Raw genomic sequence first — 25804 nt, 5'->3', positions numbered from 1 at the left:
TCACGTCCATCACCGGGGCCGCGACCGGACGCCCCGGTACCGTGGGCGAAGCATCGAGTACACCAGCCCGATCGCCACGCCCGCGAGCAAGCCGCCGAGATGCGCCGACCACGATGTGATGTACGCCGAGACGACCAGCCAGACCACCGAAAACACCAGCAGGCCACGGGCATCGGCCCAATCGACGCCCAGGCTCCGGTACAGCACCACGTAGCAGCCGACCAGCCCGTAGACAGCCCCGGACGCGCCTATCCCGTTGTCATCGGGGGTCAGCAGATACGCCAGCGCGCTGCCCCCGACCACCGATCCCAGATACAGCACAGCGAACCGGAGATGCCCGAGCCCCGGCTCCAGCACTCGCCCGAGCAATACGAGCCAGATCATGTTGGCCACGAGATGCCCGACACCGATCCCCTCCTCCGGTGGCAGATGCAGAAAACCACTGGTGATCAGGCGATACCATTCGCCGTGCGCGATGCCGACCGGCTCGGAACCGCTGTATCCACGCCCATCGTCGACGAACAGTTCGCCATCGCGCATCAGGCCCCGGCCGATACCGCCGAACAGATCCACCGCCCGCGGGTAGGCGAGTTGCCCTAGGTAACAAACGACATTGACCGCGATCAGAACGGCCGTGACCCGGTACGGGGACAATTGCCGGACACCACGGTCACCCGGATCGGAGAACCTCACCGAATCATTCTCGCAGAACAGGCCGATACGGTAACGCCCGAAAAATCATCGGCGGCAAGAACATCGCCGCCGAACGCCGCCGCGCGCCTGGTGCGGCGGCCATTTCCGCGCTACCGAATATTCCATCGACCGAGACGGTTCCGACTGGTAACGATACGGACATGACAAGTCTGGGTGTCGTATTCGAGCCGCAGCACCCTCCCGAGCTGCTGCGCGAGGTGGTGCGGGTGGCCGATGCGGTTGGGCTGGAACAGCTTTGGCTGTGTGAGGACTGCTTCGCCGAGGGCGGCATCTCGACCGCCGCGGCCGCACTGGCCTGGTCCGAACGCGTGCGCATCGGCGTCGGCGTGCTCCCGGCGCCGCTGCGCAATGTCGCCGTGACGGCAATGGAAATCGCCACGCTGGAGCGAATGTTCCCCGGCCGGACGATCTGGGGTGTCGGCCACGGCAATCAGCAATGGATGAGCCAGGTCGGCGCACGAGTCGCCGCACCGCTCACCCTGCTGCGCGAATATCTCCACGCCCTGCGGAGCCTGCTCGCCGGAGAGCGAATCACCGTGCGGGGCCGCTATATTCGGCTCGACGACGTCGCTCTCGACTGGCCACCACTCACCGCACCGGCCGTGGTAGTCGGAGGCTTCGGACCGCGCACCCTGCGGCTGGCCGGCGAGACCGCCGACGGCGTCGTCACCGGCACCACACTGGCGGGCATGCCACAGGCCATCGACCTGACGCAGCAGGACCGAGCGACGGACAAGCCCAGCGCGGACTTCTCCTTCATGGTCCAACTGGTAGCCGCCACCGGCCCCGACGCCGCCGACCGCGCCGAAGCCGAAGTGCGAAAACTAGGCCACGACATCGACGACGGCCTCTGCGCCGTAGGCGATGCACAGTCCATCGCCGCCACCATCGCCCGCTGGACACAGGCCGGTGCCGACACCGTCATCCTCGAACCCACCCCCGACGAACCCGACCCCGTCGGCTTCGTCCGCTTCATCGCCGAGGAGGTCCGCCACTTACTCCCGTGAACCAAGACTGCTCCCGCGACACCGCTTATCCGCTGTGAGACCTCTGCCATCTGAGTTACTCCACCCCTGCGTCAGACTTTCGAGTACGCCAGGCCCGCATAAGCTGGCCGCGCCGAATGCTGCATCGCACCGGATCTCGCTTGCCCTACAGCTGGCTGGCGAGGATGCGCTTCTCTTTGACCAGGGGGGATTATTGCCATATTCGGCATTCGGGCAGCAGCAGCCGGTGCAGAGTGCTGTAACGCGAGGAGTAGGGCTCCGATTTACTCTGTGACGGAGCGCACTGTCGGCTTCCTCGACGGGAACTTTCGCGCAGTGCTTCCCGGGAATGCCACCGTTGCTCGCCTTTTCAGCTCCCGACCTTCAAGTCGATCAGGAGAATTCATTGTCAGTGAACCGTGCCGTCTGCACGGCCGCCGCCGTTGTCGGCGGATGCTTTCTCGCCGGGTGTGTCACCAGCGCCGATCGCACCTCGCCCACGAGCCCATCTTCGCCTCCTGCTGCGACGCGAACAACCACCGTTATCCACACGCCGTCCACAACGGCATCGGCCACGCCACCGACTACGGTTCTGTTGCCTCCCCCCGCCGCGCCGCCGACGGCGACCACTGCTGCTGCACCCCCACCACCACGACCGGTTGCACCACCCCCACCGCCCGCACGGCCCGTACCCACCACCGTTCGAGCGGTACCGCCATCGCCGCAGGTGTACTACGGCTCGTGCAAGGAGGCCAGGGCAGCGGGCGTCGCACCTCTGCACCGAGGCGAGCCGGGGTATCGCAGCGGTCTCGACCGCGACGACGACGGCGTGGCCTGCGAATAATGTTCGTCATTCATCCTCGACGAGCTCGCACTCGCTTTGTCGGCAGGTTTCCGACCTGACGACGATTGCCCTGTGCAGCCGCCATTCAGAGAAACTGCCCACTGGCAAGGTGCGTCGCTGGGGCAGCATGTCACGGACGGCGAGGTAAACCTCCTGGCCGATATGGAGTCCGGCACCTCATCGGTTCATCGTCCTGCTTGGGGGTTCCGGTAGAAACGGTGCGGAAAACAACGAGCGGAACAACGAACGGTAGCGCGAGGGCCGCCAGGCCGAACAGCACCGGACGCGGACCGGCCAGGTCGATCAACGCGCCCACGCCAGCGACGGCGAGCATGCGGACCGTGGCCGTCGCCGCGGTGCTCGCGGCGTTCACCCTCCCGCGCACCGCATCCGGTGTGAGGCGCTGCCGCATCGTAGCCACCACAATGAAACCCAGCGCCGACGCGCCGTCGAGCACCAGCACCGTCGCCGCCAGCCACAGCGGAGCGGCGAACACGGCGAGCACGCCAACCGCACCACCGTTCACCGAAAGCACCGCCGCCAGCAGCAGCTGCCACCGGGCGACGTCGCAGAACCGGGTAAGCACGAAGCTGCTCACCAGACCACCGACACCCGCCGCCGATACGATGAGCCCGGTCGTGAGCGGCGTCAGGCGCAGCTGGTCGTGGGCGCGCACCAGCAACGGCAGCAACGCCGCCGCCGCGAGCAGGTGCAGGTAGCACGCGCTCGTCAGCAGCAGAGCCTGCGCCCGGTCCCGCCACACCAGCCGCAGTCCGGCCAGCACCGACTCCTCGCCGCCGGACTCCCCGGGCGCTGGAACGTTCTTCGGCAACCGGCCCAGCAGCATGGCCGACGCCACGAAGCTCACTGCGTTGATTATGAACGCCACCAACGGCCCCAGCGACTGCAGCAGCCAACCACCCGCAGCCGGTCCCGTCAACGTCGCCGCAGCGTCCGAGCCTTCCACAAACCCATTGGCGCGCATAAGATCTCGGTCTTCGACGAGACTCGGCAGGTAGCTGCTCGCCGCCGCATGGAACACCGCGTCGCAGCCACCGGTCACCAGCGCGAGCAGCACCAACGGCACCAACCGAGCCCCGCCGAACACCACCTCCGCCCCGATCGCGACGAACGCGACCGCCCGGACGAGATCCACGATCACCATGAGGCTCTTGCGTTCCCGACGATCCACCAGAGCGCCGACATGCAGCGCTGCAAGAATCTGCGGCAGCTGGGCCGCCGCACCAACGACACCCGCCGTGACCGCGGATCCGGAGGCCGCGAGCACCGCCAGCGGCAGCACAACGTCGGTAACGCGGTCGCCGAGGACGCTCAACGCCCGTGCGGCAAGGAAATTCGGCAGCGGTTTTCGCATGGACAGCAGCCTCCCTGCTGGGCTACTCACAGGACTTCGGCCTGCGCGAGATGCGTTGCAGAGTTGTCGCTCAGGCCGGTCGGCCCGGGTTGACCAGTCCGGTCTCGTAGGCGTAGATCGCGGCCTGGGTGCGGTCGCGTAGCTGGAGTTTGTCGAGGACGCGGCCGACGTGCGTCTTGACGGTCTGCTCGGAGATCAGCAGTGCGGCGGCGATCTCGGCGTTGGACTGCCCACGGGCGATCTGGATCAGCACGTCGGTTTCGCGGGTGGTGAGTGCTTCGGGTTTTTCCCATGCGATAGAAGGCGGTTCGGGTGGGGTGAAGTGTTCGAGCAGACGGCGGGTAACCGAGGGGGCGAGCATGGCATCGCCGCGGGCGACCGCGCAGACCGCGTCACCGAGGGCATGCGCGGAGGCATCCTTGAGCAGGAAGCCGCTGGCCCCGGCTCGGAGTGCGGCGTAGACGTATTCGTCGAGGTCGAACGTGGTCAGCACAATGATCTTCGCGGAGTGGCCGGATGCGATGATTCGGCGAGTCGCCTCGATGCCGTCGAGCTCGGGCATGCGGATATCCATCAGCACGATATCCGGCCGCAGCCGTTCGGCTTCGAGCACTGCATGCCGACCGTCGGTGGCGTAACCGACCACCTCGATGTCGGATTGCGCGTTCAGTATGACGGCCAACCCCTCCCGCACCAGTGGCTGGTCGTCAGCGACGAGAACCCGGATCGGCGCCATCACACGTCCCGGATCGGAAGTGTCACCGCCACTCGAAAGTGCCCGTCGCCGGTCGGACCGCCGGTGAATGTCCCGCCGAGCAACTCGGCCCGTTCTCTCATCCCGGCCAGTCCGTGACCGAATCCGGTGCCGCGCCCCGCCTCCCAGGGGAAACAATTGCGGACATCGATGTGTAAATCGCTGTCTTGCAGACTAATTCGCACTCGAACCGGCACGCCCGGGGCGTGCCGGACAGCGTTGCTGAGCGCTTCCTGCACGATCCGGTAGGCCGACAAGCCGATCCCCGCAGGGACCGTCGCTACGTCACCGGGTGTGTCGAGGTCGACCCGCGTTCCGGCCGCGCGCACGGAGTCGATCAGGCGCGGCACATCGGTGAGGGTGGGCTGCGGTGCCGCCCCGGTATCGCCGGAACGCAGCACACCGAGAATCCGCCGCATCTCCCCCAGTGCCGTGCGGGCGCTGTCACGGATCGCGGCGAATGTCTCCGGCGCGGACTGTGGTTCGCGGTACCGGGCAGCCTCGGCCTGGATCGCGATGACCGACATATGGTGCGCCACCACGTCGTGCAGCTCCCGGGCTATGCGGGTCCGCTCCTCCAGTAGCGCCGTACGTTCCCGCTGCCGCTGTACCGCCGCCTGCTCATCGCGCAGCCGCCGCCGCGCCGCCGCGAGACCGCCCAGGGCGGCACCGGCGACCAGCACCACGGCGGCGAGGACCATCACCTCGAGCAAATTCGACAGCCAAGCATCCGGGCGCCGGACGATCGCCAGCAGTGTTCCGGCCGCGCTGGTTCCGGCCCAGTAGGCCACGGCGTGGCGGGCCGGTACCGAGACGGCGATCGCGCCGAGCACGATCAGGTAGCTGTTGGTCATCGCGTCCACCCACAGACCCGCACCGGCCCACACGGACGCCAGCACGACCGCCGTCATCGAGCACGCCCACGCCAGCGGCGCCAGCGGCGGCGCCAGCATCAGCGCGAGTCCCTGCACCAGCGCCAGCCCGATTGCCTGCCGGTCCGACAAGCCGGTGTCCGACATCAGCGTATGGGTCACGACCACGAACATCACGCTCGCGACAACCACCATGGCTCCGAACACGAACCATGACCCCCACGGCTGCAGCCGAGCCAGGCGTGCGGTCATCGCGGTCATGTATCCACTATCGGCCACGACCCGATTTGGCGCGGGGTTCACGCGTCCGCCCGATCCAGCATCCGTCGGGCAGCGGCGAGTGCGCCGATCGCGCCCACAACGACCAGAGCAAGCCGTGGCCATCCGCCGACTGTTCCCATGATCTCCGGCGCCGCATCCGAACTGCCCGACAGTTTCGCAACCACCGCGGACGGAGCGATGAGGGTCATCCATTTGTGCAGATCTCCGACGGCTTGCGCGGCGGTCATCTGCGGCAGTACGAGATGCGCACCCATCAGGGCAACCGCGGCGGCCGAATTCCGGACGACCACTCCGGCCGCGAGCCCCAGCGTCGCGACCGTTGGAAAACATCCACAAATGCCTATTATGCCCGGAAAGAATTGCCCCGCAGTATATTTCGCGGTGTCGATGACCGCCACACCGACAAGGTAGGCCAGCGTCGGCGACAGCACACCCACGAGGGTGGCAACCAGCGCAACCACGATCGTCTTCGCCGCCAGGACGATACGGCGTTGGGGCGTCGCGACCAGCACCGGCCGGATGGTGCCGGAGCCGAACTCGGTGGTGACCACGAGGGCGCCCCAGGACCCGACGACCGCCAGGGCCACCGACACTCCGGTCAGCGCGGCACCGGTGACGGTGTCGTCGGGCTCCAGACTGCCGGTCAGCCCGACGACGAGCGCCAGCACCGGCGCGATCAGCACCGCCAGCACCGGCAGCCACCGCAGCGGCCGCACCGAGCAGATCTTGATCAGCTCCGACCGAATCTGATCGCTCAGCACCGCACCGGTGGTTGCCGCAGATGGCATGGCGGTCATGCGTTCTCCCGAACCTGAGGGCGCGAAGACCGCCGATGGTCGACGATCAGGCGGGTGAACGCGTCCTCCACCGAGCCATGGACCGGGGTCAGTTCGTCGAGCACGATGCCGTACGCGACCGCCAGCCGTCCGATCTCCCGCGATCCGATACCGCGCACGAGACCGACCTCACCGCGTATCTCCATCTCCGAACCCAGCAGTCCGGCCAAGGCCGCCAAGTCGGCGGCGCGGACCCGCACGATCGGATCACTGTGGCGGGCAACGAACTCCGTGACAGGCTCGTCGGCGATCAACCGACCGCCGTTGATCACGAGCAGGTGATCGGCCACCAGTTGCATCTCGCTCATCACATGGCCGGACAACAGCACCGTGCAGTTTCGATCGGCCATCGACCGCAACAGGATCCGCAGCCACCGAATGCCCTCCGTGTCCAGCCCGTTCATCGGCTCGTCGAGAATCAGCACCCGAGGCTCTCCGAGCAACGCCGCCGCCATGCCGAGCCGCTGCCGCATCCCCAGCGAAAAGCTTCGCACCCGCCGATCGGCCACCGGTGCCAACCCGGCCAGATCGAGCACCTCGCCGATCCGGCGCCGCGGAATCCGGTGCGTCGCAGCGAGCATCGCGAGGTGCCCGCGCGCACTGCGCCCACCGTGCACGTCGCGTGCATCCAGCAGCGCCCCGACGATATGCAGGGGCCGCACCAGCTCCCGGTACGGCTTCCCGTCGACCAGTACCCGGCCGCGGGTCGGACTGTCCAGCCCCAGAATCAACCGCAACGTAGTCGATTTCCCCGACCCATTGGGTCCCAGAAAACCCGTCACCGCCCCAGGATTCGCCCGGAACGACACCTCGTCCACGGCGACAGCGGTGCCGAAGGTTTTCGTCAAACCCTGTGCTTCGATCACACCGTCAACGCTAGAAATCCCACGCACCGAGCACATCCCGCACGAGAGTGGTCTCCCGTATCCCTCTCCGGTACCACGGACCCACCCGTTCGACGACCGCCGCCTGAGCCGATCAGGCTCAGCAACTCCTCGACGACAGTACGGGTGGTGCTGCCCGCAAGATCACTCATAACCGCCATCCCGGCCACACCAACGCATCCTGTCGATTACCTCTGACGTAATGGTGATCGCCGTAGACAGGAGTCATATCCGGAACGGACGAATGCTCGCTCATCGCCAATACCGGACGTTCCGCGGCGCAGTCGATTTCGCTACCCCGACCGCGTGACCAGCGGTGGTATCGGATGATTCGAAGTCGGGGCAGCCGCGCGGGAAAGATTCGAGTCAGGCGGAAGTCGCTGTACCGATCACGGCGGTCCAGCGCAGGGCCAGTCGGCGGTTTTCCTGGTCGTCGAGGATGTGCGGTGCTCCATATGCGAGAGCAGCGGCGGTAGCGGCCGCGTCGGCTTGTCGCCACGCCATGTCGGTGATGACCTCCGCCTCATCTTCCTGGTCCCAACCGAACAGGTGTGGGCCTGTCCGTCGTGCGGCTGCGGTCACCGCCTGGTGCACCTCGAGCAGGCCGGCGCCGACCGGCGAGCCGCAGCCGACCGGCGATTCGGGGTTGTGAAGCCATCGATCCCACACGGTGCGCGTCAACCGGATCTCCTCGTCCGGGTCCATGGCTGCGATGGCTCGGGCCTGTTCATCGGTCAGGTCTCGCGCCTGGTCGATCACCTGTGCCACCAGGTCGCCGTGCGGACCCATCACCAACCAGTTGGGTAGCTCCTCGCGCACGGTCAAAGACGTGCACCGTATCCAGCGGTTGCTCGGATGAATCCGGATTTCACCATCGAGGTCGTCGACGCGCCACAGTCGATCGGGCAACGCCAGCACCGCCATTGGCTCCTCGTGCACGACGAGTCCGTCGTCCTCATCGGCCTTCGGACCGGCCGGTGCACCCGACAATCGTTCACGGGCTGCGAAGAGCTTGTCCCTGTCGAACTCCACTCGAACTCCGACGGCGGGGAAAGGGACACCGAAGAACGCGCACTCACCGCCTCTGTGGGCGAGGTAGTAAGTCATGCGCGGGACTGTACTGGCAGTGCGTTCCGCTCGAAGTCCGAACCGGAACCATGCGTGCTCATCGGTATTACGGCGCGTCGGGACGTCGAGATGGTCTCTGCGCGTTGATCTTCCGGCGTGCCGTGCGGCTGCCCCGGCCCGCGCGACCAGCGGCATTTCTGGACGCTCCGATGCCAATGGGTCTCGCAACCGCCAGGCGCATGAAACCGGATTGTCTGCCACAGTGGCCGTAGCCCTAGACTGCGGTTCCGGGCGGGCCCGCCATGGATGTCGGGGGCTCATGGCAGTGTCAGCCGCTGTGACTGCTTCACCTGATGACGACACCGGCGGCCTCGGCTGGCTGTACGGCAGGAATCTGCCGCAGGTCAACCTCACCTTCGCCCGTCAGATCAACGCCCGAGAGCTGTTGGAGCGAATGGGCATCGACCAGGACACGGTGGGGTGCGCGGCCGAATGACTTCCACTACGAGCTGGGCAATCTTCTCTATGACCATGACGGATATGTGGTCACTGCAGGGCATTACCGAAGCTGGGCCTGGGTGAAGGAGCACGGTAGCCGGAAATCGATGGAAGACCCAGGACTGGTGCTGCGCGCCTCGCTCGGAACCGCGGCATTGGTGCTGCACGCCGCCATGGGAGTGGTGTTCCAGTACGCCGAGAACGGCCGCCTCATCACCGGACTCAGCACGGACGCTTTCGCACGGACAGGCAGCGACCCGCACCGCTTCGACGCCGAGGGCCAGACCCTCGGCGCCCGACTCGAAGAAGACGAATACGACCGAAAATACGGCCCGTTGGGAGCTCGCGACTGTTCTACAAGCTTGCGGAGAACCTCGGTGTCGGGGTGCCCGAAGAAGATGCCCGCCTCGACCGTCCCGTCCTCAGCGGTCGGCTCCTGCCCCGGCCTCGCGGTAGTTGCCGAGTCATCCAACACACGCGCCGACGTTTCGCGTGACGCATACGAACCATCACATGATCGGCATTTGGTTGCGTTCTCTCGTCTGAAATGATCTCCATTCGCCGATCTTTCGGATCGGCGAGTGCTCACCGCAGACCGCGCACCCCACGGCATTTTGGTGCATTCAACACTGGGAGCGCTACGGCGCGAGTGAGACCGCACCGTAGCATTCCTGCACGGCGAACTGGATAAACAAGCAACCCGCTGATCCGGCAACGCACCAACTCATCGATGTTCAGGTCAACCAGGCCGATCAGCACGTCATCGATCTCCCACCTACAAGGATACTGTGATCACGAGTTATGGCGTGAAGACAATCTTGCCGAATTTGCCCGGCGCGGCCAGGCGGCCGTAGGCATCGGCGTACTCCTCGAGTCGATATGTCGCCTCGATGGGTACCTGAATACGGCGCTCGGTGAGCAGAGGGCGACTTTGGTACGGATTTTATGCGCCAGCACTGCTTTTCAGCAGGGCTTCGCCCCCGGATCGTCGTACCGATCACCTTGGCACGGGCCAGCAACAGCTCGCTCATACGTGTTGCGTCGCCGTACGCGAGCCGGTCGAACATCTCTTTCATCAGCTGCTTGTTCTTGTCTGCTGCACTCATAGCGCGGCCTCCGCCCGGGTCAGGATGGTGCGGAGTCGGGTGGTCTGCTCCCGCATGGCCTGCGGACCGTCGCCGGTGAGCAGGTTCCTGTCCTCGTCGTAGACCGCCAGGGGCTCGAGTGGGTTGGCCGGAATCTCGACCCGGTATCCGGCTTCTCGCAGCCGGTCCTCGACATATTCGGTCAACCGGGTCTGTTTGCCCGGGAGCGCGAGGTAGCCGCCCTTCGAAGCGTCCGTCGACGATCGCTCGAGCTCTTTGGCGAGCGTCGTGACGTGCGCTCCGGCCAGCGGGTGGTCACCGTCGGTGGTGATCCGGCCGTCGTCGCTGACGCGGTACTTGGTCGAGACCAGCGCCAGGGGGCCGTGGCAGATCATGGAAAGGACGACGCCCTTGTCGTGCAGGATATTGAGCAGCGCGCCGAGATAGGGGTTGTCACCGAAGTCGACGACCGGGGCATGACCGCCGGGCAGGTGGATGAAGGCGAAGTCGCCGAGGTCGAACGGATCGGCGGGGTCACGGTCGCGGTCGATGAGGTCCTTGGCCGACATCCACTCGTGAACCGGCTGGGATCGGAAGGTCTCGGCGACCTCGTCGCGGATCGACACGACCTCCTTGTCGGTCATGGGCAGGGGATCCGACACCGGGATCCGGCCCAGTAGCTCATATGCGGTCTGCAATTCGCGGTCACGAGCCGCCACCAGCTCCGGATGGTCGCGCCGGAACGCCTCGGGGTCGAAGTCCGCCGCCTGCGCGGCCGCGGCCTCGGCGCCCACCTCGGCCTGCTTGTCGAGCGGGGCGTAGCCCGCGAGGAACAGGCAGTTGACATCCAACTGCGGCGGCCGACCATCCGGCGTCACGAAGACAAGGTTGTGGTCACGCCGGAAATCCTGCAACAGCGGGCCCATCTCGCTGAGGAAGAACCCCGACGACAGGCGGGTTCCGGCAGGTTCGCCCAACGGCACCTCTCGTGCCGAGGAGATCATGATCAGCGCCTTCTGGCGCCCGGTAGCGGTATCACTCATGGCAGTAATCCCCTTTCGGTTCTCTTCTTCAGCTCTCACGTCGGCCCGATCAAGGCCGGTCGTCTCGATCACCGACAAGAAGCCTTCCTTCAATGTTCTCCGGATTCACATTCCGCCCGTCTCTAACAAGCACATTCACGCTTTGAACCCGGGGGAAGACATAAACCAACTAGAGATCACCGCAACAGTGCGGCGGTCCTAGCGGTCCAGGGTGAAGTTGTCCTGGACAATCCGACATGTCCCGTGTCATGCGGTTGTGGCCGTGGGTTGTTCGGTGATTTCGAGTACGGCGCAGGTGAAGCGGAAGCCCAGGCCCGAGCCGAAAACCAGAATGGTGTCTCCGGGCCGAAGCGATTCTTCGCGTATGACGTGGTCGAGTCCGATCAGCTGATCGCAGGAACCGACGTGGCCGAGCTGACGTTGCAGTGACCATGTGGTCCGGTCGACTGGGATGCCCAATGGTTCCAGAACGAGCGCGGACAGCGGAGCGAGTCCCAAGCCGGTGACAACCATGCGGGTCAGGTCGCTGGGTTTGATGTCGGCTTCTTCCAAGGCTTGGGAGGCGGTGTCTTGCATTCCCCGTGCGAGAGTTGCCTGGTGGGGTTCGAGATTTTCCTCCATGAGGAGTAACGGCCCGCTCGACTTGCCGTCCTTGGTGATGGTAGCCAGATGTTCGAGTTCGGGAGCCGAAGTGTGCGCGGTAGAAATGAGGCGGGCGAATCCGCCATCTTTGGCTAGAACAACGGCTGCGGCGCCATCGGCAAGAAACGAGCTCAAGGCGGGATGCCACCGCCGCCAGCGTGGGGATTGGAATCGACTGGCGGCAGTGACAAGCGCGGCAGATCCCGAGGGGGCGATACGCACGTGTCCGGCGGCCACTTCGATTGCGGCGGCACCACCGTTGCTTGCGTTCCCCAGCTCGACCGAGATCGCGTCGGGGATCGACAGGACGCGCTGTAGATGGCATGCGGGAGTGAGATGATCTTGCTCGTCGAAGTATGCGTAGATCAGCATGGTGATGTCGGCACTGTCGCAATTGGCGTGGCGCAGCGCCCCGGCTGCGGCGCGGGCAGCCATCTGCGGTGCTGTCAGATCCGGTGAGGCCGAGAATGATTGGTAGTCGGAAAGTTCGAGGGCGCTGGGATCGACATGTTCGTCGTCATCGTCGAGGAGGGAGGATGCGTCGACGAGAGGCGGCAAAAACCGCCCAGTGCCTCCTACATAGACATCGTTCCAAAGCATGTCTTGCTCCTAACTTGTCTCTGGTTCGGTCTCGACGCCGGGAGAATGGTTGAGCTTTATCTTTACCTCATCGCCACTGGACGAATACGTCTACGACCGGTTGGCCTTCTGATTGGTAGCCACCCTCATTGGTCAGCGAGCAGGACCACTGCTTCAGCGTATCGGCATTTCATATGACGAGAGCGGGAACGGTTTTCCTGGGAAAAACCTTCCTCCCCCGGGACTCGACGCGATAACACGCTGCCTCGAGATGACCGACGGATTTTGTCGGCTGCTGTTCGGGCGGTGCTGAATACCGAGCGTGGCGTGCCGACAGGGCCATCGACACTAGGTCGTCAGGCCTCCGTGGTGTTGTTTGCGGGATATCGGTAGAAGCCCTCACCGGTGGCGACACCGAGCTTGCCCTTGTCGATGTAGTTCTCCTTCAACCAGGCCGCGAACCGTTGCTCGTCTTCGTTACCGGAAGAGAGCGCGTTGTAGGCGCTGTTGAAACCGATGATGTCCAACAATTGAAACGGGCCCATCGAGGCCCGCGTGCCGATCCGCCAGGTCTTGTCGATCATCTCCGGCTCGGCGTACCCGTCCACGGCAAGGCCCAGAGCAGCGTTCGTGAAGGGGATGAACATCGAGTTGAGCAAGAATCCCGCCTTTTCCTTGTGTAGCTCGATCGGCTCCATACCGATCGCCGCCGCGAAGTCCACGACCGCCCGGTACACCGCGGGATCGGTCTCGGGCGTCCCCATGACTTCGGCGGTGTTGCGCTCGCGGATCTCGTTGGCGAAGTGCAGCGCGAGGAACTTGTCCGGACGCCCGGTGAAGTCCTTCAATTCGCTCGGGAGCAGGTGACCCGTGTTCGTGACGAAAATAGCCCGCTCCGGTGCCAGTTCACTCAGTCGCTTGAAGATGTCCTGCTTGATACTCACAACCTCGGGCACGGCCTCGATGACCAGATCGGCGTCGGCAACCGCGTGGGCGAGGTCGCAGCTGAGCTCGATGCTCGACGCCGTCTTGTCGGCGGTGCCGTCGGCCGCGCCGGGCACCTCATCGCGGTAGGTCGCCGCGAGCTTGGCGAAGCGATCGCGGGCGGCGGTGAGGGCGTCCTCGTCGATGTCGTAGGCAGTGACGTCGAACCCGTGCAGCGCGGTCTGGAACGCGATCTGCGAACCCAGCACTCCGGTTCCGAGAACGGTCACCTTACGAATCTCGAAAGTCATTGCTTTCCCCTTTCTGCTTACCTCTTTCAGATAACGAAGAATGTGCGCGCACCGGCGGTGTCGGACACCAGTCTGCTGCGGCTCGCGAGCGCCTGTAAGGGACAGTTCTTCCTGGTAACGGCGGTACCACCTTCGCAGTCGGCAATCAGTAGGTCTCGACGTGTACATGGCGCGACAAGCTTCCACCGACAGTGGATTGATGCACCGGACGACGTGGGACGCCCTTCTACGACTCACCCCCGAAGCAGGCGCCGACTACGAAGGTCTCCCATGGCCGAGCTTCTGCGCGTTGCTGTTCGGCGTACTGCGTGGCCCGTCTCGGACCGCGCGGAACGCGGCATTATCGCGCGTCGTACTGAACTGCGGTCGGGCCGCCGATCTGGCATCCCGGTTGCGGCCCCTGACATGCTGCCAAGGGTTTGACGCAAGACCAACCGTACTGTGACATTCGCGACGGGCCCGCCGGAACGCAGCGAATCCAGGGTCGCACCGCTCGTCGTTTTTCTGGTCAAAGTCGAGGGTAGGACTGGCGTTACCAGGAAAAACTCTCCCTCCCCCTGGACTTGATACAGCAACATCATGATTACCGAGCTGCCAGCACATAGAACTTCGGATCCATGGAGGGAAATCATGCCTGCGAAGAACCGCATCGATCATTTCACCTGGCTCGTCGAGCCGGAAAATCTGCCGCGTTACGTCAAGCAGATGAGCGAGCTGTTCGAGACAACATTCGACGAAGTTGTCAACGAGTCCGCCGGTGTCCGTGCGCTGATTTCGTGGGATGCCGGACTCGAGTTCGCGGCACCGTATGGTGGCTTGCCCGCCGCGGACGCTCTTCGCGCCGTGTTGGCCGAGCGCGGCGAGGGACCGTTCGCGGTCGTGGTCGGAGTTCCGTCGATCGACGCGTCGTCCGAGCGCGCCGCCGCGCTCGGTTGGCCAGTCGATCGGCAATTGCTCGAGCTCGAGGCCGGTGTGTCGTCGACGACCAAGGTAACCAGCGCGCGGGAATGGGTCATCGGATCCTTCCTGAACATCTCCTTGCTCTTCGGAGAAATCGAATACGCCGACGTCGAGGACGCCACCACACGACCGTAAACGCCGAACACGCCCTCAGTGGGGTATTCACCACATCTGGCATCAATCACCAGCAGTACTGAACTTGCGACGTCACATCCAGCAGCCGACAGAAGTGTGCGCCCACTTGAATGCACGCACCTCGGCATTATGTGCATCGCCGAGGCCGAGATGATCTCTGCGCGTTGATCTTTGGGTGTGCCGCGTGGCGGCCTCGAAACGCGCTCCACGCGGCAATAGAGTGCGTTCGCCGGGCTCGCTGTCGGCCAGCGAGCCGGGCAGGTCTCCTCACTCGTCTGTGAACTCAATTGCGCCCTCGAAATCGGGAGGCGCGCTGTCAGCACTGATTTCCGGCTTCTCCGTCGACTCACGACGGGTGTCACCCTCGGGTGCGTCCGGAATGTTCGATTCCCGTTCGGACTGCGGGTCACTCATAGCATGGCCTCCTCAGCGAATGCTCCTGCACGCTCGATGCAACTCCCTGACCTTACGCGGCCTGCCAGGCCGCGAATGTCCAAATCCCAGGGCATCTCGTGACTGCTACCGAACCCGAGGCTGGCAGGACTGACCGCGAAAGCTCCATTCGGCAGAAGAGCACGTCCGTGAAACCGGCTGGCATCCAACGACTGCGACTGGCCGCACGCCCGGAACGCGGCATTTCAGTGCTTTCGGGCGGTCCCGGATGGCGATCCGATGTGCTCGGTGCCGAGGGCCACCTCGCCCGCGCGGCAAGAATGGTCGCCAGTGGCAGCAAGTCCGGTGTTCTGCTGACCCTCGCGGATCAGGCCGGCGAGCCGCTCGGACGTCAACGGAGCCACGGGAAGTCCGCGCTGAGGACAATGATCAAGCATCCAGACGATCGAATGGTTGTCGGTGGGGTCTGCCACCATCACCCACATGGCGACAACCGATCCCCTTGCCCCATTCCAGTGGCTCAACGCATCCGAGAGCCAAGCGGGTCCGCTGGGCGTGATCTTCAGCGTCGCCTTCTTCCGAAACCTGGACCCGCCGGAGGTGGTGCGCCGCTTCAGCAACGGTGGCGCCTCCGGCCAGGAGTCGGACTTCGAAGAGCTCAACGAGCTCCTCGGCAAGACCGGCGGCGGGGAAGGCGGCGGTTACGTGGGCGTGTTTCGGGCCGGTGCCTGGAGCGTGGCCATCGAACCGTGCGGGTGGTGGGTGACTGACCACAAGACGCTGGCGGAGCTATCGCGAGACTGTGAAGTCCTGGCGATAACCCGACACGACTACGCCGAGCACAGCCTCGAATACGCGATCGACGGGACGATCGTGACCGGCCACCAACTGTGGTACCCGCATATCCGTTGGGGTAGCGAGCCCGACCGGCTCAACGACTACATGCGCGAGCTGGGCATGCAGCTGGACATGACCGACGATGACTACATTTATGACGCCGATGAGGATGAACCCGAGAGCGATTCGGACGCCTGGGACATCAGCCTCAGCACCGGCGTGCCGAGGGCCTTCGCCCTGGCGGCGAAGGTCACCGGAGTGTCGTTCACCGCAGACATGCTGGACCAGCCCCTGCTCATCGGGCCTATCGCCCCCCGCCGGTAGCACAGGTCGGGATAGCCACCTCCCGACCACACCACCGCTGGGCCCGGTGCGCTTGCTGGTACGGCCGGTGAAGTCGTAGAGCGCATCTCGGTCCGCTCGACATCCACCTGGTGTCGCCGCGAAATCGTTCGATTCTCGATACTGGCGGGTTCAAACTATCCTGTATTCGGCATGTGCGGACGTCATGCGACGCAATCGATCTCACTACGCCTACCGCCCGCCCAGCGGCATGTGCGGACGTCCTGCTGCGACTCCCAGCTATAGACGGCGGCTGACGACCAGGCTCAGTGGTGTCGGTTCCCAGGTGTTGGTGGCGGGCGTTCCCAGTTCTTGTTGGCGGATCCGCATGTCATCGGGGTCCTTGTGCGCGAAGATCGTCTTGATCGCGGCCAGGTTCGGCGGCATCTGCTTGGCAGAGGCGGCGGCGCCGATGCTGTGCATGAAGTGCACCCGGCACCGTTGTTAGGCGGTGCCGACGAACTGCTCCTGATCGCTCGTTTGAGGCCGGCGTGCGCATCGGAGGTGACCAGGTGCACCCCGGCCAGACCACGGGCCCGTGGCTTCGCCAAGTGGACCGCGAGGCTACTGCCGAACGGTTCTACGTACTGCCGGTGCTGGGGCAACAACGAAGGAGGTGCCCGGGATGGTTCACCTTCCGTGGGGCCGCCTCGTTGAGCAGGTGGAAGAGCGCCGATCGCATCGGGATCGCGTCCCGGCTTACGTCATCAATCATGCGACCGGGTCCGACCCAGTCGCGTTCCGAGCCGGTGCAGACGATCCGTGATATCAGGGGGTGCGTCCAGGACGAACTCGGCTCCGAGGGCGGCGACGAGCACGATGTACTGGGTGACCAGCTCCGGAGACTCGGCCGTGAGGCGGATCCGGCACCGGCCGGGGCCGAGGTCGTCGATCTCGCCGGGGATCAGGCCGAAGATGCCTGCCCTGACGTCTGCTGCCGAGAGGTCCACGGTTAGTCGCGCCGTGTAGCGGTAGGAGGCCGCCGCCAGTGAGCGCATGACGAAGCCGACAGCATCGGCGGTCGGCAGGTCCCGCCGTTCGGCGGGTCGGTGGGTGCGCAGAGGAGTGTCGATTCGATCTATGCGGAAGATGCGCCAGTCCTCGCGATCGAGGTCATATGCCACGAGGTACCACAAGCCGCGGAGGATGACGAGACTGTGCGGCTCGACCCGCCGTGCGCTGCGGCGTCCGGTACGGTCGCGGTAGCCGAAGCGGACGCTCTCGTGCTCGCGGCAGCAGGCGGCCAGCACGGCCAGTGTGGCCGGGTCGACTTGTGCTGCGTAATCGCCGGGTGCGGCGCTGGTGGCGCGGGAGATCGCAGCCAGTTGCGGGCGCAGACGCGCCGGGAAGATCTGCTCGAGCTTGACCAGGGCGGTGAGCGAGGCGTCCTCGATCCCGCTAACGCTCCCCCGGCTGGCCATGGCGAGCCCGACAGCCACCGCGACGACCTCGTCGTCCTCGAGCGATAGGGGCGGCATACTGCTCCCGGCTGCAAGCCGGTACCCGCCCGACGTTCCTGTGGTTCCGGTTACCGCGTAGTCGAGGGCCCGCAGCCGGTCGATGTCGCGGCGCACCGTTCGCTCGGTCACTCGCAGCCGCTGGGCCAGTTCGGCGGCCGTCCAGGTCCGTCGCGTCTGCAGCAGGCCGAGCAGACGCAGCATCCGCTCGGGCAGATCGCGCCGTCGAGGTTCGTCCGTCATGAAGTCCAGACTGCCACTCATTGCGGACGCCTAATGTCCGGAAGAATGTCTAGCGTCGCAGTCATGGAGATCACCGAGACCGACATTCAGCCCTTCGACGTGGACGGAACCATATACAGCGGTACCCAAGACCCGGAAGATAGGGCGGGTGCCCAGCTCCTTGCGCCGCATCACCCGGCGGTCGTGCTCGAGGCGAGGAGCGCCGAGGATGTCTCTCGAGCCGTCTCCTTCGCCGCGGCTCACCGGATGCAGGTGGCGGTCCAGGCCACCGGGCATGGGCGCACGCGCGCTCTCGACGGGGGCCTGCTGATCGATACGAGGCGCATGCGTGAGGTGAGGGTCGACGCCGCGACGCGTAGGGCGTGGGTCCCGGCCGGGGCGAGGTGGCAGGATGTCATCGAGCAGGCGGCACCACACAGGCTGGCCCCGCTGTCGGGCAGCCTCCCCTCGGTCGGCGCAGTCGCCTACACCCTGGGTGGGGGCATCGGGCTCCTCGCCCGACGCTACGGCTACGCCGCCGACCACGTGACGCGATTCGAGGCGGTGACCGCAGACGGCAAGATCCGGCAGGTGAGCCCTGAGGACGAACCTGACCTGTTCTGGGCACTGCGCGGAGGTGGCGGCAACCTCGCGGTCGTGACCGGCATGGAGATCGACCTCATGCCCGTCGCAGAGCTCTACGGCGGCAACCTGATGTTCGACCTCGCGAAATCCCCCGAGGTGCTCACCGCCTGGACCGAGTGGACCAGGTCGGTACCGGAGGCGATGACCTCGGCGGCGGTGCTGATCCCCTTCCCGGACCTACCCATGATCCCGGCGGACGTGCGAGGACGTCAGGTAGTCCAACTTCAGGTCAGCTTCGCCGGACCGGAGGAAGAAGGACGACGTCTCGTCGAGCCGCTGCTCCGCGCCGGACCGCAGCTGCGGAACACGCTGCGCACCCTTCCCTACACGCAGTCCGGGGCGGTCTCCGACGAACCGGACCGGCCGGCGGCCTACCGGGGGAAGAGCGTGCTGGTCGACGACCTCGATCCGCGCGCCCTGACCGCACTCGCCCATCGAGCTGGCGCCACACCCGGCGGGTGCACCGTCGGGGTGCGACACCTCGGGGGCGCTATGGCGCGCACCCCGAATGTTCCGAACGCCGTGGGCCATCGGTCTGCCCAGTACTCGGTGGGCGTGTTGTCCCTGATCCACGACGGCCATCCGAGCGGGGTGTCTCAGGTCCATGACGAGCTGCTCGCCCCCTTCACACTCCACCGGCTCGGGCTCTCGCTGAACTTCACGTTCGGCCCTCTCGAGCCGGATCAGGTGCGGACCGCCTTCACGCCAGCAGATGCCGATCGCCTCAGCGAGATCACGGCACACTATGACCCGCGCGGCGTCCTGTACGCCAACCACCCGATCCCGGCGCCTGCGCCACCGAACGACTCGGACGCAGACCTAATCTGACGGTCCTCAAACCGTGCGTTCGGGGACAAATATGAATCCCTCTCACAGACGACGGTTTACTTCAGGCGGGCATGTCGGCCGCGATGCGGTCGAGGGTGCGCAGGCCGATCCGGCTCATGATCGGATTGCTGTCGATGTAATACCACACCAGACCCATTGCCTGATGAAACGCCCATGCCCTCCCGCGTTCCCACTCCAAGTCATCGCATTCCAGCTGATCGCGAAGTATGCGACGCGGACCGGCGTCGAGCAGGTGCCAGGCACTCACCAAGTCCAAGGCAGGATCCGCCGGCCCCAATCCACCGACATCGAGGATTCCGGCCAGGTGCCCACCGGACACCAGCACGTTCCCGGGAATCAGGTCACCGTGATTCATCACATCGTCGGTCGCACCGCGCGGCAGCTCTCGCATGATCGACCACATCGAACGCAATACCGAAACATCCATGAGGCCCTCACTATGCCGGAAACAAGTCCGCATCCAATCGTCGTGGGACTGTAGCTCGCCGCCCCGGCCGTCACCGCCGAACGTGCGGCCACGGGTGTCGATCGCGCGCACACCGCGGATGAACTCGGCCAGTTCGCAAGCGAAGGCGACCGACTCGCCCGGGTCCTCATCAGTGGCCGCAACGCCGGTCAGCCAGGTCTGCACCGCCCAGGGCAGCGGATAACCCGCCCCGGGTTCACCCAGCGCGACCGGTTCAGGTGTCGGGAATCGCGTACGCCCGGCCAGCTCACGTGCCGCTGCCGCCTCATCCTGCAGCCGCCGCCGCGTCGTCTCGAAGTCGCTGGGCTGCAATGGAAACCGTGCCGCGAACCGGTCACCCACCCGGAAGATGGCATTGTCGGTTCCCAGGCCGGTCACGCTTCTGATCTGAAGATTGCGCCATTCCGGGAACTGCTCATCCACCAAGACCCGCACGGTCGCATGCGAAATGGACAACTGGCCGACGTGCATCGTCACACCAAGCAGACTCGGGCATGGCGATCTTCCAGCGCAAGCGATTTGCCCAGGCATCGAGGCTTGGACTTCGCAGTACGACATCCTGAAATCGGCAGTTGAGGATGGTCTGCCATCCCAGATGATCTCGGCCCGTTGATCTTCCGAGGTACTGGTGGTGGCCGTTTGGAGCCATCAAAGGCAGCAGGCATGAAAGGCATACCCGCCCCGCCTGCACACCCCAATCACTCCGGACGACCAGGGTTACACCAGAAAGGTAGGGCAGCATGTTAGGACATCAGTAGAACTGGCCATTCGGAGTTGTAAAGCTGACCGGACGTCCCGCTGACAGTGAACGACGGGATCGGGAGACTATGGGGATGGAACTGTACGAACGCCCCCGATGGCGAAGGACCGGAAATGCCTACTTCCCGGTTGCTGCCCTGGTCGACGGGCAGTGGTGGGTGCTGCGAATCAACAGTTTTCCCGATCACCCGATCTGGACGCTGTTCGTCGACGCTGAGAGGCGTTTCGACATCGACATCGATCAAGCGCCGTCTTGGCGAACGGAAGCCGAGGAATCCGCTCCGGTGTGGGAGAACCACATTGTCCAGCGGATTCTGTCACCGATCCAGAACTTCGTGGCCTACGGCAGTGAGGTGGGCAAACCCTGCGACAACCTATTCTGTTGCGGTTGACGAACGCTCTGAAGTCGGCGTCAGCGGGACTATCGTGTCGTAGTCGACTGGCTGACGGCTGAGGGGCGGATCGAGTGGATGAGACCACGGACCGGTTTGTAGCGCATGCATGGATAACTCGTGCGGACACAGTGCTACTGCTGCGGAGACGGGGTGGCCGCTATCTGGGCCACCAGTGGGATATCCCCGGTGGCACCGTCGAGGACGGGGAATCGTGTGCCGAGGCTGCGATCCGGGAACATGGGAGGAAGCTGGCCTGCGAATCAGTGTTGCCGAGACGCTGACGCACTATACGAATGCCGACACCGACGGTCGCCCGCTTACGTTCCACACTCTGACCTATCGGGCGATCGAAAACGACTGTGGCGCAGTTGTTCTTGCTCCTTCCGAGCATGACGATCATGTGTGGGCAACGCTACAGGAGGCTCTCGAACTCGATCTCGTGTGGCATGTGCGCGCTACCGTCCAATCACTGCTGGACCAGCAATAGATGTGATGGTGCGATCGGTCGGCTGCGGCTCGGCCGATCCGAAGCGCCCCGTAAGCGGCATGAGCGGACGTCTCACGTCGATTCCAAAAGCCGCTCAGCTCGTCAGATCTGGCAGTTGAGCGGCGGATGTGCAGTATTTGACCGTGTCAAATTCATTGAGGCCGAGATACGTTGCTTTGCAGCCGTTCTCGATGGCCGACCTCGCCCCGGACCGGGCCGTCCGGGGCGAGGTATTACAGCACGTGTGGCGCCCTACGCCGGCATTGCCCACATAGACCAGGCGCGCCGTCGGCACCAACATCAGCCACTACCAGCGACGATCCCGCCACCTCACCTGATCGTGAAGTCCGGCTGGAGTACTACGCTAGTGGTTCGAGCTGAGCATGGCCGCCGCCAGCAATAGATTGGCCGTCAGGATCATCCACATACCGGTAAGAGGCGTGCCAGCGTCGAACGAACTCAGGAAAATGAATCCACCGTAGCCGCACCAGATGAAGACATAGAGGGCCAGCACACCACCGTAGCCCCGGATGCGGGCGTCATGAGACGAGAGCGTGCCCACGGCGATCCCCGCCGCGATGATGGCCAGGAAGGTACCGCCGACGAACAAACCAGCCGCACCTGGAGCTACCCCAGTTTCGAACGGGTAGACCTCGATGGTTTGGATTACACCCCTTACTCCCCAGTTACTTTCTGTAAGGTCGACCAGTGGCTGTGCCAGAGCCGCCGCCCACAGAGCGAATGCCAGCCCTACACAAGTTCGGAGAAACCTGATGTGGCCCGCCTCATCGGGCGGCGTATCCTCACCGCTGCTGCCAGCGGGAACTCTCCCCATAGACGCACCGCGCTAACGTATGCAACCTCGTTGCTATGAAGCGCCATTGACGGCGCGAGAACACCCCCATTATTGCTGCGATCACGGACCGTCGGGTACTGGATTGGACCGCCGATCGAAGTGTCGCGGCCAGAGCTGTGTGTCGAGCCATGGAACGAGGGATCATGGCGCGCCGCGGAGTCGGCCGGATACCGACGTGAGGGCCTGCTTCGCAGGTGTAAGAAGATCGCTGGCCAACCCGCGACATGTACATGTATGCGCGCCTTCCCGAACTGCACACCGCGACGGACCGGGGTCGCCGGCGGCCTACCGACATCCGCCTCTCGGCATGCGGGGGTGTTGACTTGTCATGTGCCTGAGGCCATATAGGCGGCCAGGATGTAGTTCGGGTGCCGGTCGAGGTTGGTGTGGGCGCGGTCGTAGCGCATGGTGGTGCGTGGGTCGGCGTGGCGGGCGGCGATCTGGACATCGCGCAGGTCGACTCCGGCGTCGAGCGTGGTGGTCACGAGGGTGTGCCGCAGCATGTTGTGCCGCAGCATGTGCGGGTGCATCCGCGGCAGACGCACCACCGACACCTCGGCCGGCCGGCGACGTCGGCGGGTGGCGCAGTGCCGATCCATCCGGCGGCCTTGTATTCGAAGATCCGTAACCCGAGCAGGTCCAGCATCACCACCAACGCGAAGTCGAACCGGTTGCGCCGCCGACAGCAGGGCTTCGAACTGCAGGTGTGAAAGCCCCAGTGTCGGTGACTCGTTGGCGACCCGCGGTCGCCGGACGTACTCGGCGGGTGAGTGGTCGAGGACGCCGTCGATGACAATAGGTGCGGTAGGAGCCCGCGATCACCGCCATCCGCCGCGCGACCGTGGCGGGCTTGTATCGGCGGACTTCGCGTATCCAACCCACGTAGCGTTCGATTTTCGGCCGGTTGGCGGTCAGTGGCACCAGGCCATGCTCACAGCACCATACGAAGTACAGGCGAAGGTCGGAACTGCAGTGCTCCCGGGAGGTTCCGGCGTACCGGGCGAGGTACGCGGCCGAGGCTAGCCCCAACACGAGATCGTCACCGGCGAAGGTGACATCAATATCGGGTGAGGTAGCCATTCCTCACCATGCGCGCGAGCACTCGTGACTACGGTGCTTGACGGGGCACCATCTCGGAACGAACAGCGGAAACGACCGCAGCCGCACCGCTCCAGGCGGGATCGATGACGATCTGGTATTCACTGCTGTCGAACGCGTCCAGCTGGACCACGGTGCTGTCGTTCTCATCGGTCGCGACGATCCGGCCCTCGATCATCTGATCGACACTGTCTGCGAACTGCTGGATTCCGTTCCAGTCGAATACCACTGCCCCTGTGGCCACCATCTCCTGGAACCGGGCCCAGGTGGCCCAGGTGATGTCGGTAGGTAATCGTCCGAACATCCCGTCGAACTCCTCGACCGTCCACCGCCAGTTGTTCGGCGGGAACAACTCGAGCACATCACGCAGGGGAACCAGCGTTCGCTGGGAGGTCCACATGGGAATCGTTTCGGTGATCATTCCGGGCGTCCTCAACGGTATTACCGGGACGGTGTTACCGCCCGGTGCCGGGAAGGCTACGGCCACACGGGGAGAACCGTCATCCGATTTACCGACGTGAGCTCTCCGAACGAGCCCGTCTGGCAGCATCGAGCGACGCACGGCATTCGGCATGACCGGACGTCCTGCGCCGCTGCCGCGTGGGCCACGGCGGAGCCAGCCCGGACGATCCCAACGACATTGGCGTACGGGTCTTTCAGGTCCACGGGCAACGTCGGATCCGCGAATACCGTCCGCATGTTCCCGTCGATCCACATCTCGTACTCCACTCCGTCGACTGTAGTCGGCATGTCCGTTTACATCACAGCAATATCGCTGGTCATCCTGCATTCGGCTAGTTAGAAACTGGTATCACGATCGGGTCCCGGCCAGGATCCGGTCCAGGTGCCCGGTGGGGGTGCTCTCTCGTTCGGCTGCCCACCATCAGGGTTCGGTGTGGCTCTCAAATTGGCTTGCCTCCCATCGGGTGCCGTGTCGGGAGTGGCTCGAAAGGTGGTGTGCCCACGGCTCGAACTAGCGGTGCCCTCCCGCACGGACACCAGCTGTCGGCGACCAACGGGAGGACTGGCGATGACCGTCATCATCGGGATGGATCCACACAAACGCTCGGCCACCATCGAAGCCATCGACCAGACCGGCCGCGTGCTGGCCACCGGCCGATACGGCACCGACCGCGCCGGCTATGCGGAAATGCTCGCCGCAACAGGACAATTCCCCGATCGTGTCTGGGCGGTCGAGGGATGCAACGGCATCGGCCGTCACCTGGCGCACCGGCTGGTCCACGACGGGGAAACCGTCATCGACGTACCGACGAAACTCTCGGCACAAGTCAGGGTGTTCGCCACCGGCAACGGCCGCAAAACCGACCCCGTCGACGCGCACTCGGTCGCCCTGGCGGCCCTGCACGCCCCGAATCTGCGACGTGTCAGCGTCGATCCGGAACTGGTCGCGCTCGGGCTGCTCGCCGACCGTCGCGACGGACTGGGTCACGCCCGCACCGACACCATCAACCGTTTGCACCGGCAATTGCTGGAACTGATCCCCGGCGGCGCCAAACAGTTCCTGTCCGCCCGCCAAGCCCGCGAACTGGTGGCGACGATCGCACCGCGCGGCCCGGTCGCCACGGTCCACAAGCGGCTGGTCATGGAGCTGATCGAGGAACTGGAAACCATCGACCGCAAGATCAAAGAAGCCGACAAGGAATTGCGGCAGTTGGTCCTCGAACGCGGCTCCACGCTGATGGAGTTGCACGGCATCGGACCATCCTCCGCCGCACGGCTTCTGGCCGATACCGGCGATATCCACCGCTTCGCCAACCGGGACCGGTTCGCATCCTGGAACGGCACCGCACCCCTGGACGCCTCCTCCGGACAGCAGCAGCGGCATCGACTGTCCCGTGCCGGTAACCGCAAGATCAACCGCGTCCTGCACATCATGGCCGTGGTCCAACTCCGCCACCACACGCCCGGCCGCGTCTACTACGACGCCCGCAAAGCGGGTGGGAAGACCTCGATGGAAGCGCTACGCGCGCTCAAACGCCGGCTGTCCAACGTCGTCTACACCCACATACTCGCCGATCAGCAACGCCGTGAATTGACGGGCCCGGGAGGGCAATCGGGAACGACTCTTGACTCCAGCGTGACCGGCTCCAACCCGCACACCGATCCTTCGGACAAGCCACAACCCGGACCCACCACACAGGCTAACCCCCACACCCCGAGAAGGTCTTGACCTAAAGGGGTGCCA

General features: G+C 64.9%; 28 protein-coding genes and 1 pseudogene. 11 read left to right on the top strand and 18 right to left on the bottom strand.

All coding sequences use genetic code 11. The annotated features are described in order from the left end of the window. Positions 1 to 9: 9 nt before the first annotated feature. A complete protein-coding gene (locus NDR87_RS33055) occupies positions 10 to 693 on the bottom strand; it encodes a rhomboid family intramembrane serine protease (RefSeq protein ID WP_251917898.1) in 684 nt (227 codons plus the stop codon). Positions 694 to 854: 161 nt separating this feature from the next. Here NDR87_RS33055 and NDR87_RS33050 point away from each other — a divergent pair, with 161 nt between their 5' ends. Continuing rightward, positions 855 to 1721 carry an LLM class flavin-dependent oxidoreductase gene (locus NDR87_RS33050; RefSeq protein WP_251917899.1) on the top strand — a complete coding sequence of 289 codons (867 nt, stop codon included), beginning with the start codon at positions 855 to 857 and terminating at the stop codon, positions 1719 to 1721. A gap of 563 nt (positions 1722 to 2284) precedes the next feature. Here the strand turns inward: NDR87_RS33050 and NDR87_RS37505 are convergent. Beyond that, positions 2285 to 2419, bottom strand: coding sequence for a hypothetical protein (locus NDR87_RS37505; RefSeq protein WP_286014333.1), 135 nt, complete (start codon positions 2417 to 2419; stop codon positions 2285 to 2287). An 8-nt stretch (positions 2420 to 2427) separates the two neighbouring features. On the opposite strand from NDR87_RS37505, the gene NDR87_RS33045 reads away from it, so the two are divergent. Further along, positions 2428 to 2544 (top strand): excalibur calcium-binding domain-containing protein, encoded by a 117-nt coding sequence (locus tag NDR87_RS33045; protein WP_251917900.1) that lies wholly within the window; start codon positions 2428 to 2430, stop codon positions 2542 to 2544. 130 nt (positions 2545 to 2674) lie between these two features. Here the strand turns inward: NDR87_RS33045 and NDR87_RS33040 are convergent, their stop codons facing one another. From NDR87_RS33040 to NDR87_RS33015, 6 genes are all read right to left on the bottom strand, one after another. Further along, complete coding sequence (locus tag NDR87_RS33040) at positions 2675 to 3919, bottom strand: MFS transporter (RefSeq protein ID WP_286014332.1); 1245 nt, start codon at positions 3917 to 3919, stop codon at positions 2675 to 2677. A gap of 70 nt (positions 3920 to 3989) precedes the next feature. Then, positions 3990 to 4655: a response regulator transcription factor gene (locus NDR87_RS33035; protein WP_251917902.1), complete on the bottom strand. Its 666-nt coding sequence runs from the start codon at positions 4653 to 4655 to the stop codon at positions 3990 to 3992. Further along, positions 4655 to 5806 (bottom strand): sensor histidine kinase, encoded by a 1152-nt coding sequence (locus NDR87_RS33030; protein ID WP_251917903.1) that lies wholly within the window; start codon positions 5804 to 5806, stop codon positions 4655 to 4657. Before NDR87_RS33030 ends, NDR87_RS33035 begins: the two co-directional genes overlap by 1 nt. A gap of 38 nt (positions 5807 to 5844) precedes the next feature. Further along, positions 5845 to 6624 (bottom strand): ABC transporter permease, encoded by a 780-nt coding sequence (locus tag NDR87_RS33025; RefSeq protein ID WP_251917904.1) that lies wholly within the window; start codon positions 6622 to 6624, stop codon positions 5845 to 5847. Continuing rightward, entirely contained in the window at positions 6621 to 7529 is a 909-nt protein-coding gene (locus NDR87_RS33020) for an ABC transporter ATP-binding protein (RefSeq protein ID WP_251917905.1), read from the bottom strand. Before NDR87_RS33020 ends, NDR87_RS33025 begins: the two co-directional genes overlap by 4 nt. A gap of 384 nt (positions 7530 to 7913) precedes the next feature. Beyond that, positions 7914 to 8654 carry a hypothetical protein gene (locus tag NDR87_RS33015; RefSeq protein ID WP_251917906.1) on the bottom strand — a complete coding sequence of 247 codons (741 nt, stop codon included), beginning with the start codon at positions 8652 to 8654 and terminating at the stop codon, positions 7914 to 7916. Positions 8655 to 8952: 298 nt separating this feature from the next. Between NDR87_RS33015 and NDR87_RS33010 the strand changes: the two genes are divergently transcribed. Beyond that, the gene (locus tag NDR87_RS33010; protein ID WP_251917907.1) at positions 8953 to 9111 is read left to right on the top strand and encodes a hypothetical protein; all 159 of its coding nucleotides are present in this window, start codon (positions 8953 to 8955) and stop codon (positions 9109 to 9111) included. An 82-nt stretch (positions 9112 to 9193) separates the two neighbouring features. Next, positions 9194 to 9664 carry a hypothetical protein gene (locus tag NDR87_RS33005; RefSeq protein ID WP_251917908.1) on the top strand — a complete coding sequence of 157 codons (471 nt, stop codon included), beginning with the start codon at positions 9194 to 9196 and terminating at the stop codon, positions 9662 to 9664. Positions 9665 to 10215: 551 nt separating this feature from the next. On the opposite strand, the gene NDR87_RS33000 is transcribed toward NDR87_RS33005, so the two are convergent. The 3 genes from NDR87_RS33000 to NDR87_RS32990 form a co-directional block, all read right to left on the bottom strand. After that, positions 10216 to 11241 (bottom strand): hypothetical protein, encoded by a 1026-nt coding sequence (locus NDR87_RS33000; RefSeq protein WP_251917909.1) that lies wholly within the window; start codon positions 11239 to 11241, stop codon positions 10216 to 10218. 246 nt (positions 11242 to 11487) lie between these two features. Then, positions 11488 to 12483 (bottom strand): ketoacyl-ACP synthase III family protein, encoded by a 996-nt coding sequence (locus NDR87_RS32995; RefSeq protein ID WP_251917910.1) that lies wholly within the window; start codon positions 12481 to 12483, stop codon positions 11488 to 11490. Positions 12484 to 12818: 335 nt separating this feature from the next. Beyond that, complete coding sequence (locus NDR87_RS32990; protein ID WP_251917926.1) at positions 12819 to 13697, bottom strand: 3-hydroxyacyl-CoA dehydrogenase; 879 nt, start codon at positions 13695 to 13697, stop codon at positions 12819 to 12821. 579 nt (positions 13698 to 14276) lie between these two features. On the opposite strand from NDR87_RS32990, the gene NDR87_RS32985 reads away from it, so the two are divergent. Further along, positions 14277 to 14792: a hypothetical protein gene (locus NDR87_RS32985; protein ID WP_251917911.1), complete on the top strand. Its 516-nt coding sequence runs from the start codon at positions 14277 to 14279 to the stop codon at positions 14790 to 14792. A gap of 267 nt (positions 14793 to 15059) precedes the next feature. Here the strand turns inward: NDR87_RS32985 and NDR87_RS32980 are convergent, their stop codons facing one another. Next, positions 15060 to 15206: a hypothetical protein gene (locus NDR87_RS32980; protein ID WP_251917912.1), complete on the bottom strand. Its 147-nt coding sequence runs from the start codon at positions 15204 to 15206 to the stop codon at positions 15060 to 15062. 462 nt (positions 15207 to 15668) lie between these two features. Between NDR87_RS32980 and NDR87_RS32975 the strand changes: the two genes are divergently transcribed. Beyond that, complete coding sequence (locus NDR87_RS32975; RefSeq protein ID WP_251917913.1) at positions 15669 to 16346, top strand: DUF6461 domain-containing protein; 678 nt, start codon at positions 15669 to 15671, stop codon at positions 16344 to 16346. A 345-nt stretch (positions 16347 to 16691) separates the two neighbouring features. Here the strand turns inward: NDR87_RS32975 and NDR87_RS32970 are convergent. Next, positions 16692 to 16915: pseudogene (locus tag NDR87_RS32970) on the bottom strand (transposase); the annotation flags it as partial. A gap of 156 nt (positions 16916 to 17071) precedes the next feature. After that, positions 17072 to 18064, bottom strand: coding sequence for a YafY family protein (locus tag NDR87_RS32965; RefSeq protein ID WP_251917914.1), 993 nt, complete (start codon positions 18062 to 18064; stop codon positions 17072 to 17074). Between the two features lie 63 nt (positions 18065 to 18127). Here NDR87_RS32965 and NDR87_RS32960 point away from each other — a divergent pair, with 63 nt between their 5' ends. Further along, entirely contained in the window at positions 18128 to 19516 is a 1389-nt protein-coding gene (locus tag NDR87_RS32960; protein ID WP_251917915.1) for an FAD-binding oxidoreductase, read from the top strand. A 61-nt stretch (positions 19517 to 19577) separates the two neighbouring features. Here NDR87_RS32960 and NDR87_RS32955 read toward each other — a convergent pair whose 3' ends face one another. Beyond that, positions 19578 to 20474: an aminoglycoside phosphotransferase family protein gene (locus NDR87_RS32955; protein ID WP_251917927.1), complete on the bottom strand. Its 897-nt coding sequence runs from the start codon at positions 20472 to 20474 to the stop codon at positions 19578 to 19580. 362 nt (positions 20475 to 20836) lie between these two features. On the opposite strand from NDR87_RS32955, the gene NDR87_RS32950 reads away from it, so the two are divergent. Continuing rightward, positions 20837 to 21154 (top strand): hypothetical protein, encoded by a 318-nt coding sequence (locus NDR87_RS32950; RefSeq protein ID WP_251917916.1) that lies wholly within the window; start codon positions 20837 to 20839, stop codon positions 21152 to 21154. 74 nt (positions 21155 to 21228) lie between these two features. Continuing rightward, positions 21229 to 21438: an NUDIX hydrolase gene (locus tag NDR87_RS37960; RefSeq protein ID WP_372494376.1), complete on the top strand. Its 210-nt coding sequence runs from the start codon at positions 21229 to 21231 to the stop codon at positions 21436 to 21438. 570 nt (positions 21439 to 22008) lie between these two features. Here NDR87_RS37960 and NDR87_RS32945 read toward each other — a convergent pair. Continuing rightward, a complete protein-coding gene (locus NDR87_RS32945; protein WP_251917917.1) occupies positions 22009 to 22254 on the bottom strand; it encodes a hypothetical protein in 246 nt (81 codons plus the stop codon). 572 nt (positions 22255 to 22826) lie between these two features. Then, a complete protein-coding gene (locus NDR87_RS32940; protein ID WP_251917918.1) occupies positions 22827 to 23045 on the bottom strand; it encodes a hypothetical protein in 219 nt (72 codons plus the stop codon). 42 nt (positions 23046 to 23087) lie between these two features. Between NDR87_RS32940 and NDR87_RS37500 the strand changes: the two genes are divergently transcribed. Beyond that, positions 23088 to 23210 carry a hypothetical protein gene (locus NDR87_RS37500; RefSeq protein ID WP_286014331.1) on the top strand — a complete coding sequence of 41 codons (123 nt, stop codon included), beginning with the start codon at positions 23088 to 23090 and terminating at the stop codon, positions 23208 to 23210. 398 nt (positions 23211 to 23608) lie between these two features. On the opposite strand, the gene NDR87_RS32935 is transcribed toward NDR87_RS37500, so the two are convergent. Then, positions 23609 to 24085, bottom strand: coding sequence for a hypothetical protein (locus NDR87_RS32935; protein WP_251917919.1), 477 nt, complete (start codon positions 24083 to 24085; stop codon positions 23609 to 23611). A 543-nt stretch (positions 24086 to 24628) separates the two neighbouring features. Between NDR87_RS32935 and NDR87_RS32930 the strand changes: the two genes are divergently transcribed. Continuing rightward, positions 24629 to 25789, top strand: a complete 1161-nt coding sequence (locus NDR87_RS32930) for an IS110 family transposase (protein ID WP_251941284.1) — start codon at positions 24629 to 24631, stop codon at positions 25787 to 25789. Positions 25790 to 25804 lie beyond the last annotated feature (15 nt).

It is taken from the genome of Nocardia sp. CDC159, assembly GCF_023740735.1.
Classification (GTDB): domain Bacteria; phylum Actinomycetota; class Actinomycetes; order Mycobacteriales; family Mycobacteriaceae; genus Nocardia; species Nocardia pulmonis.
This window is presented reverse-complemented; position numbering and strand designations above follow the sequence as displayed.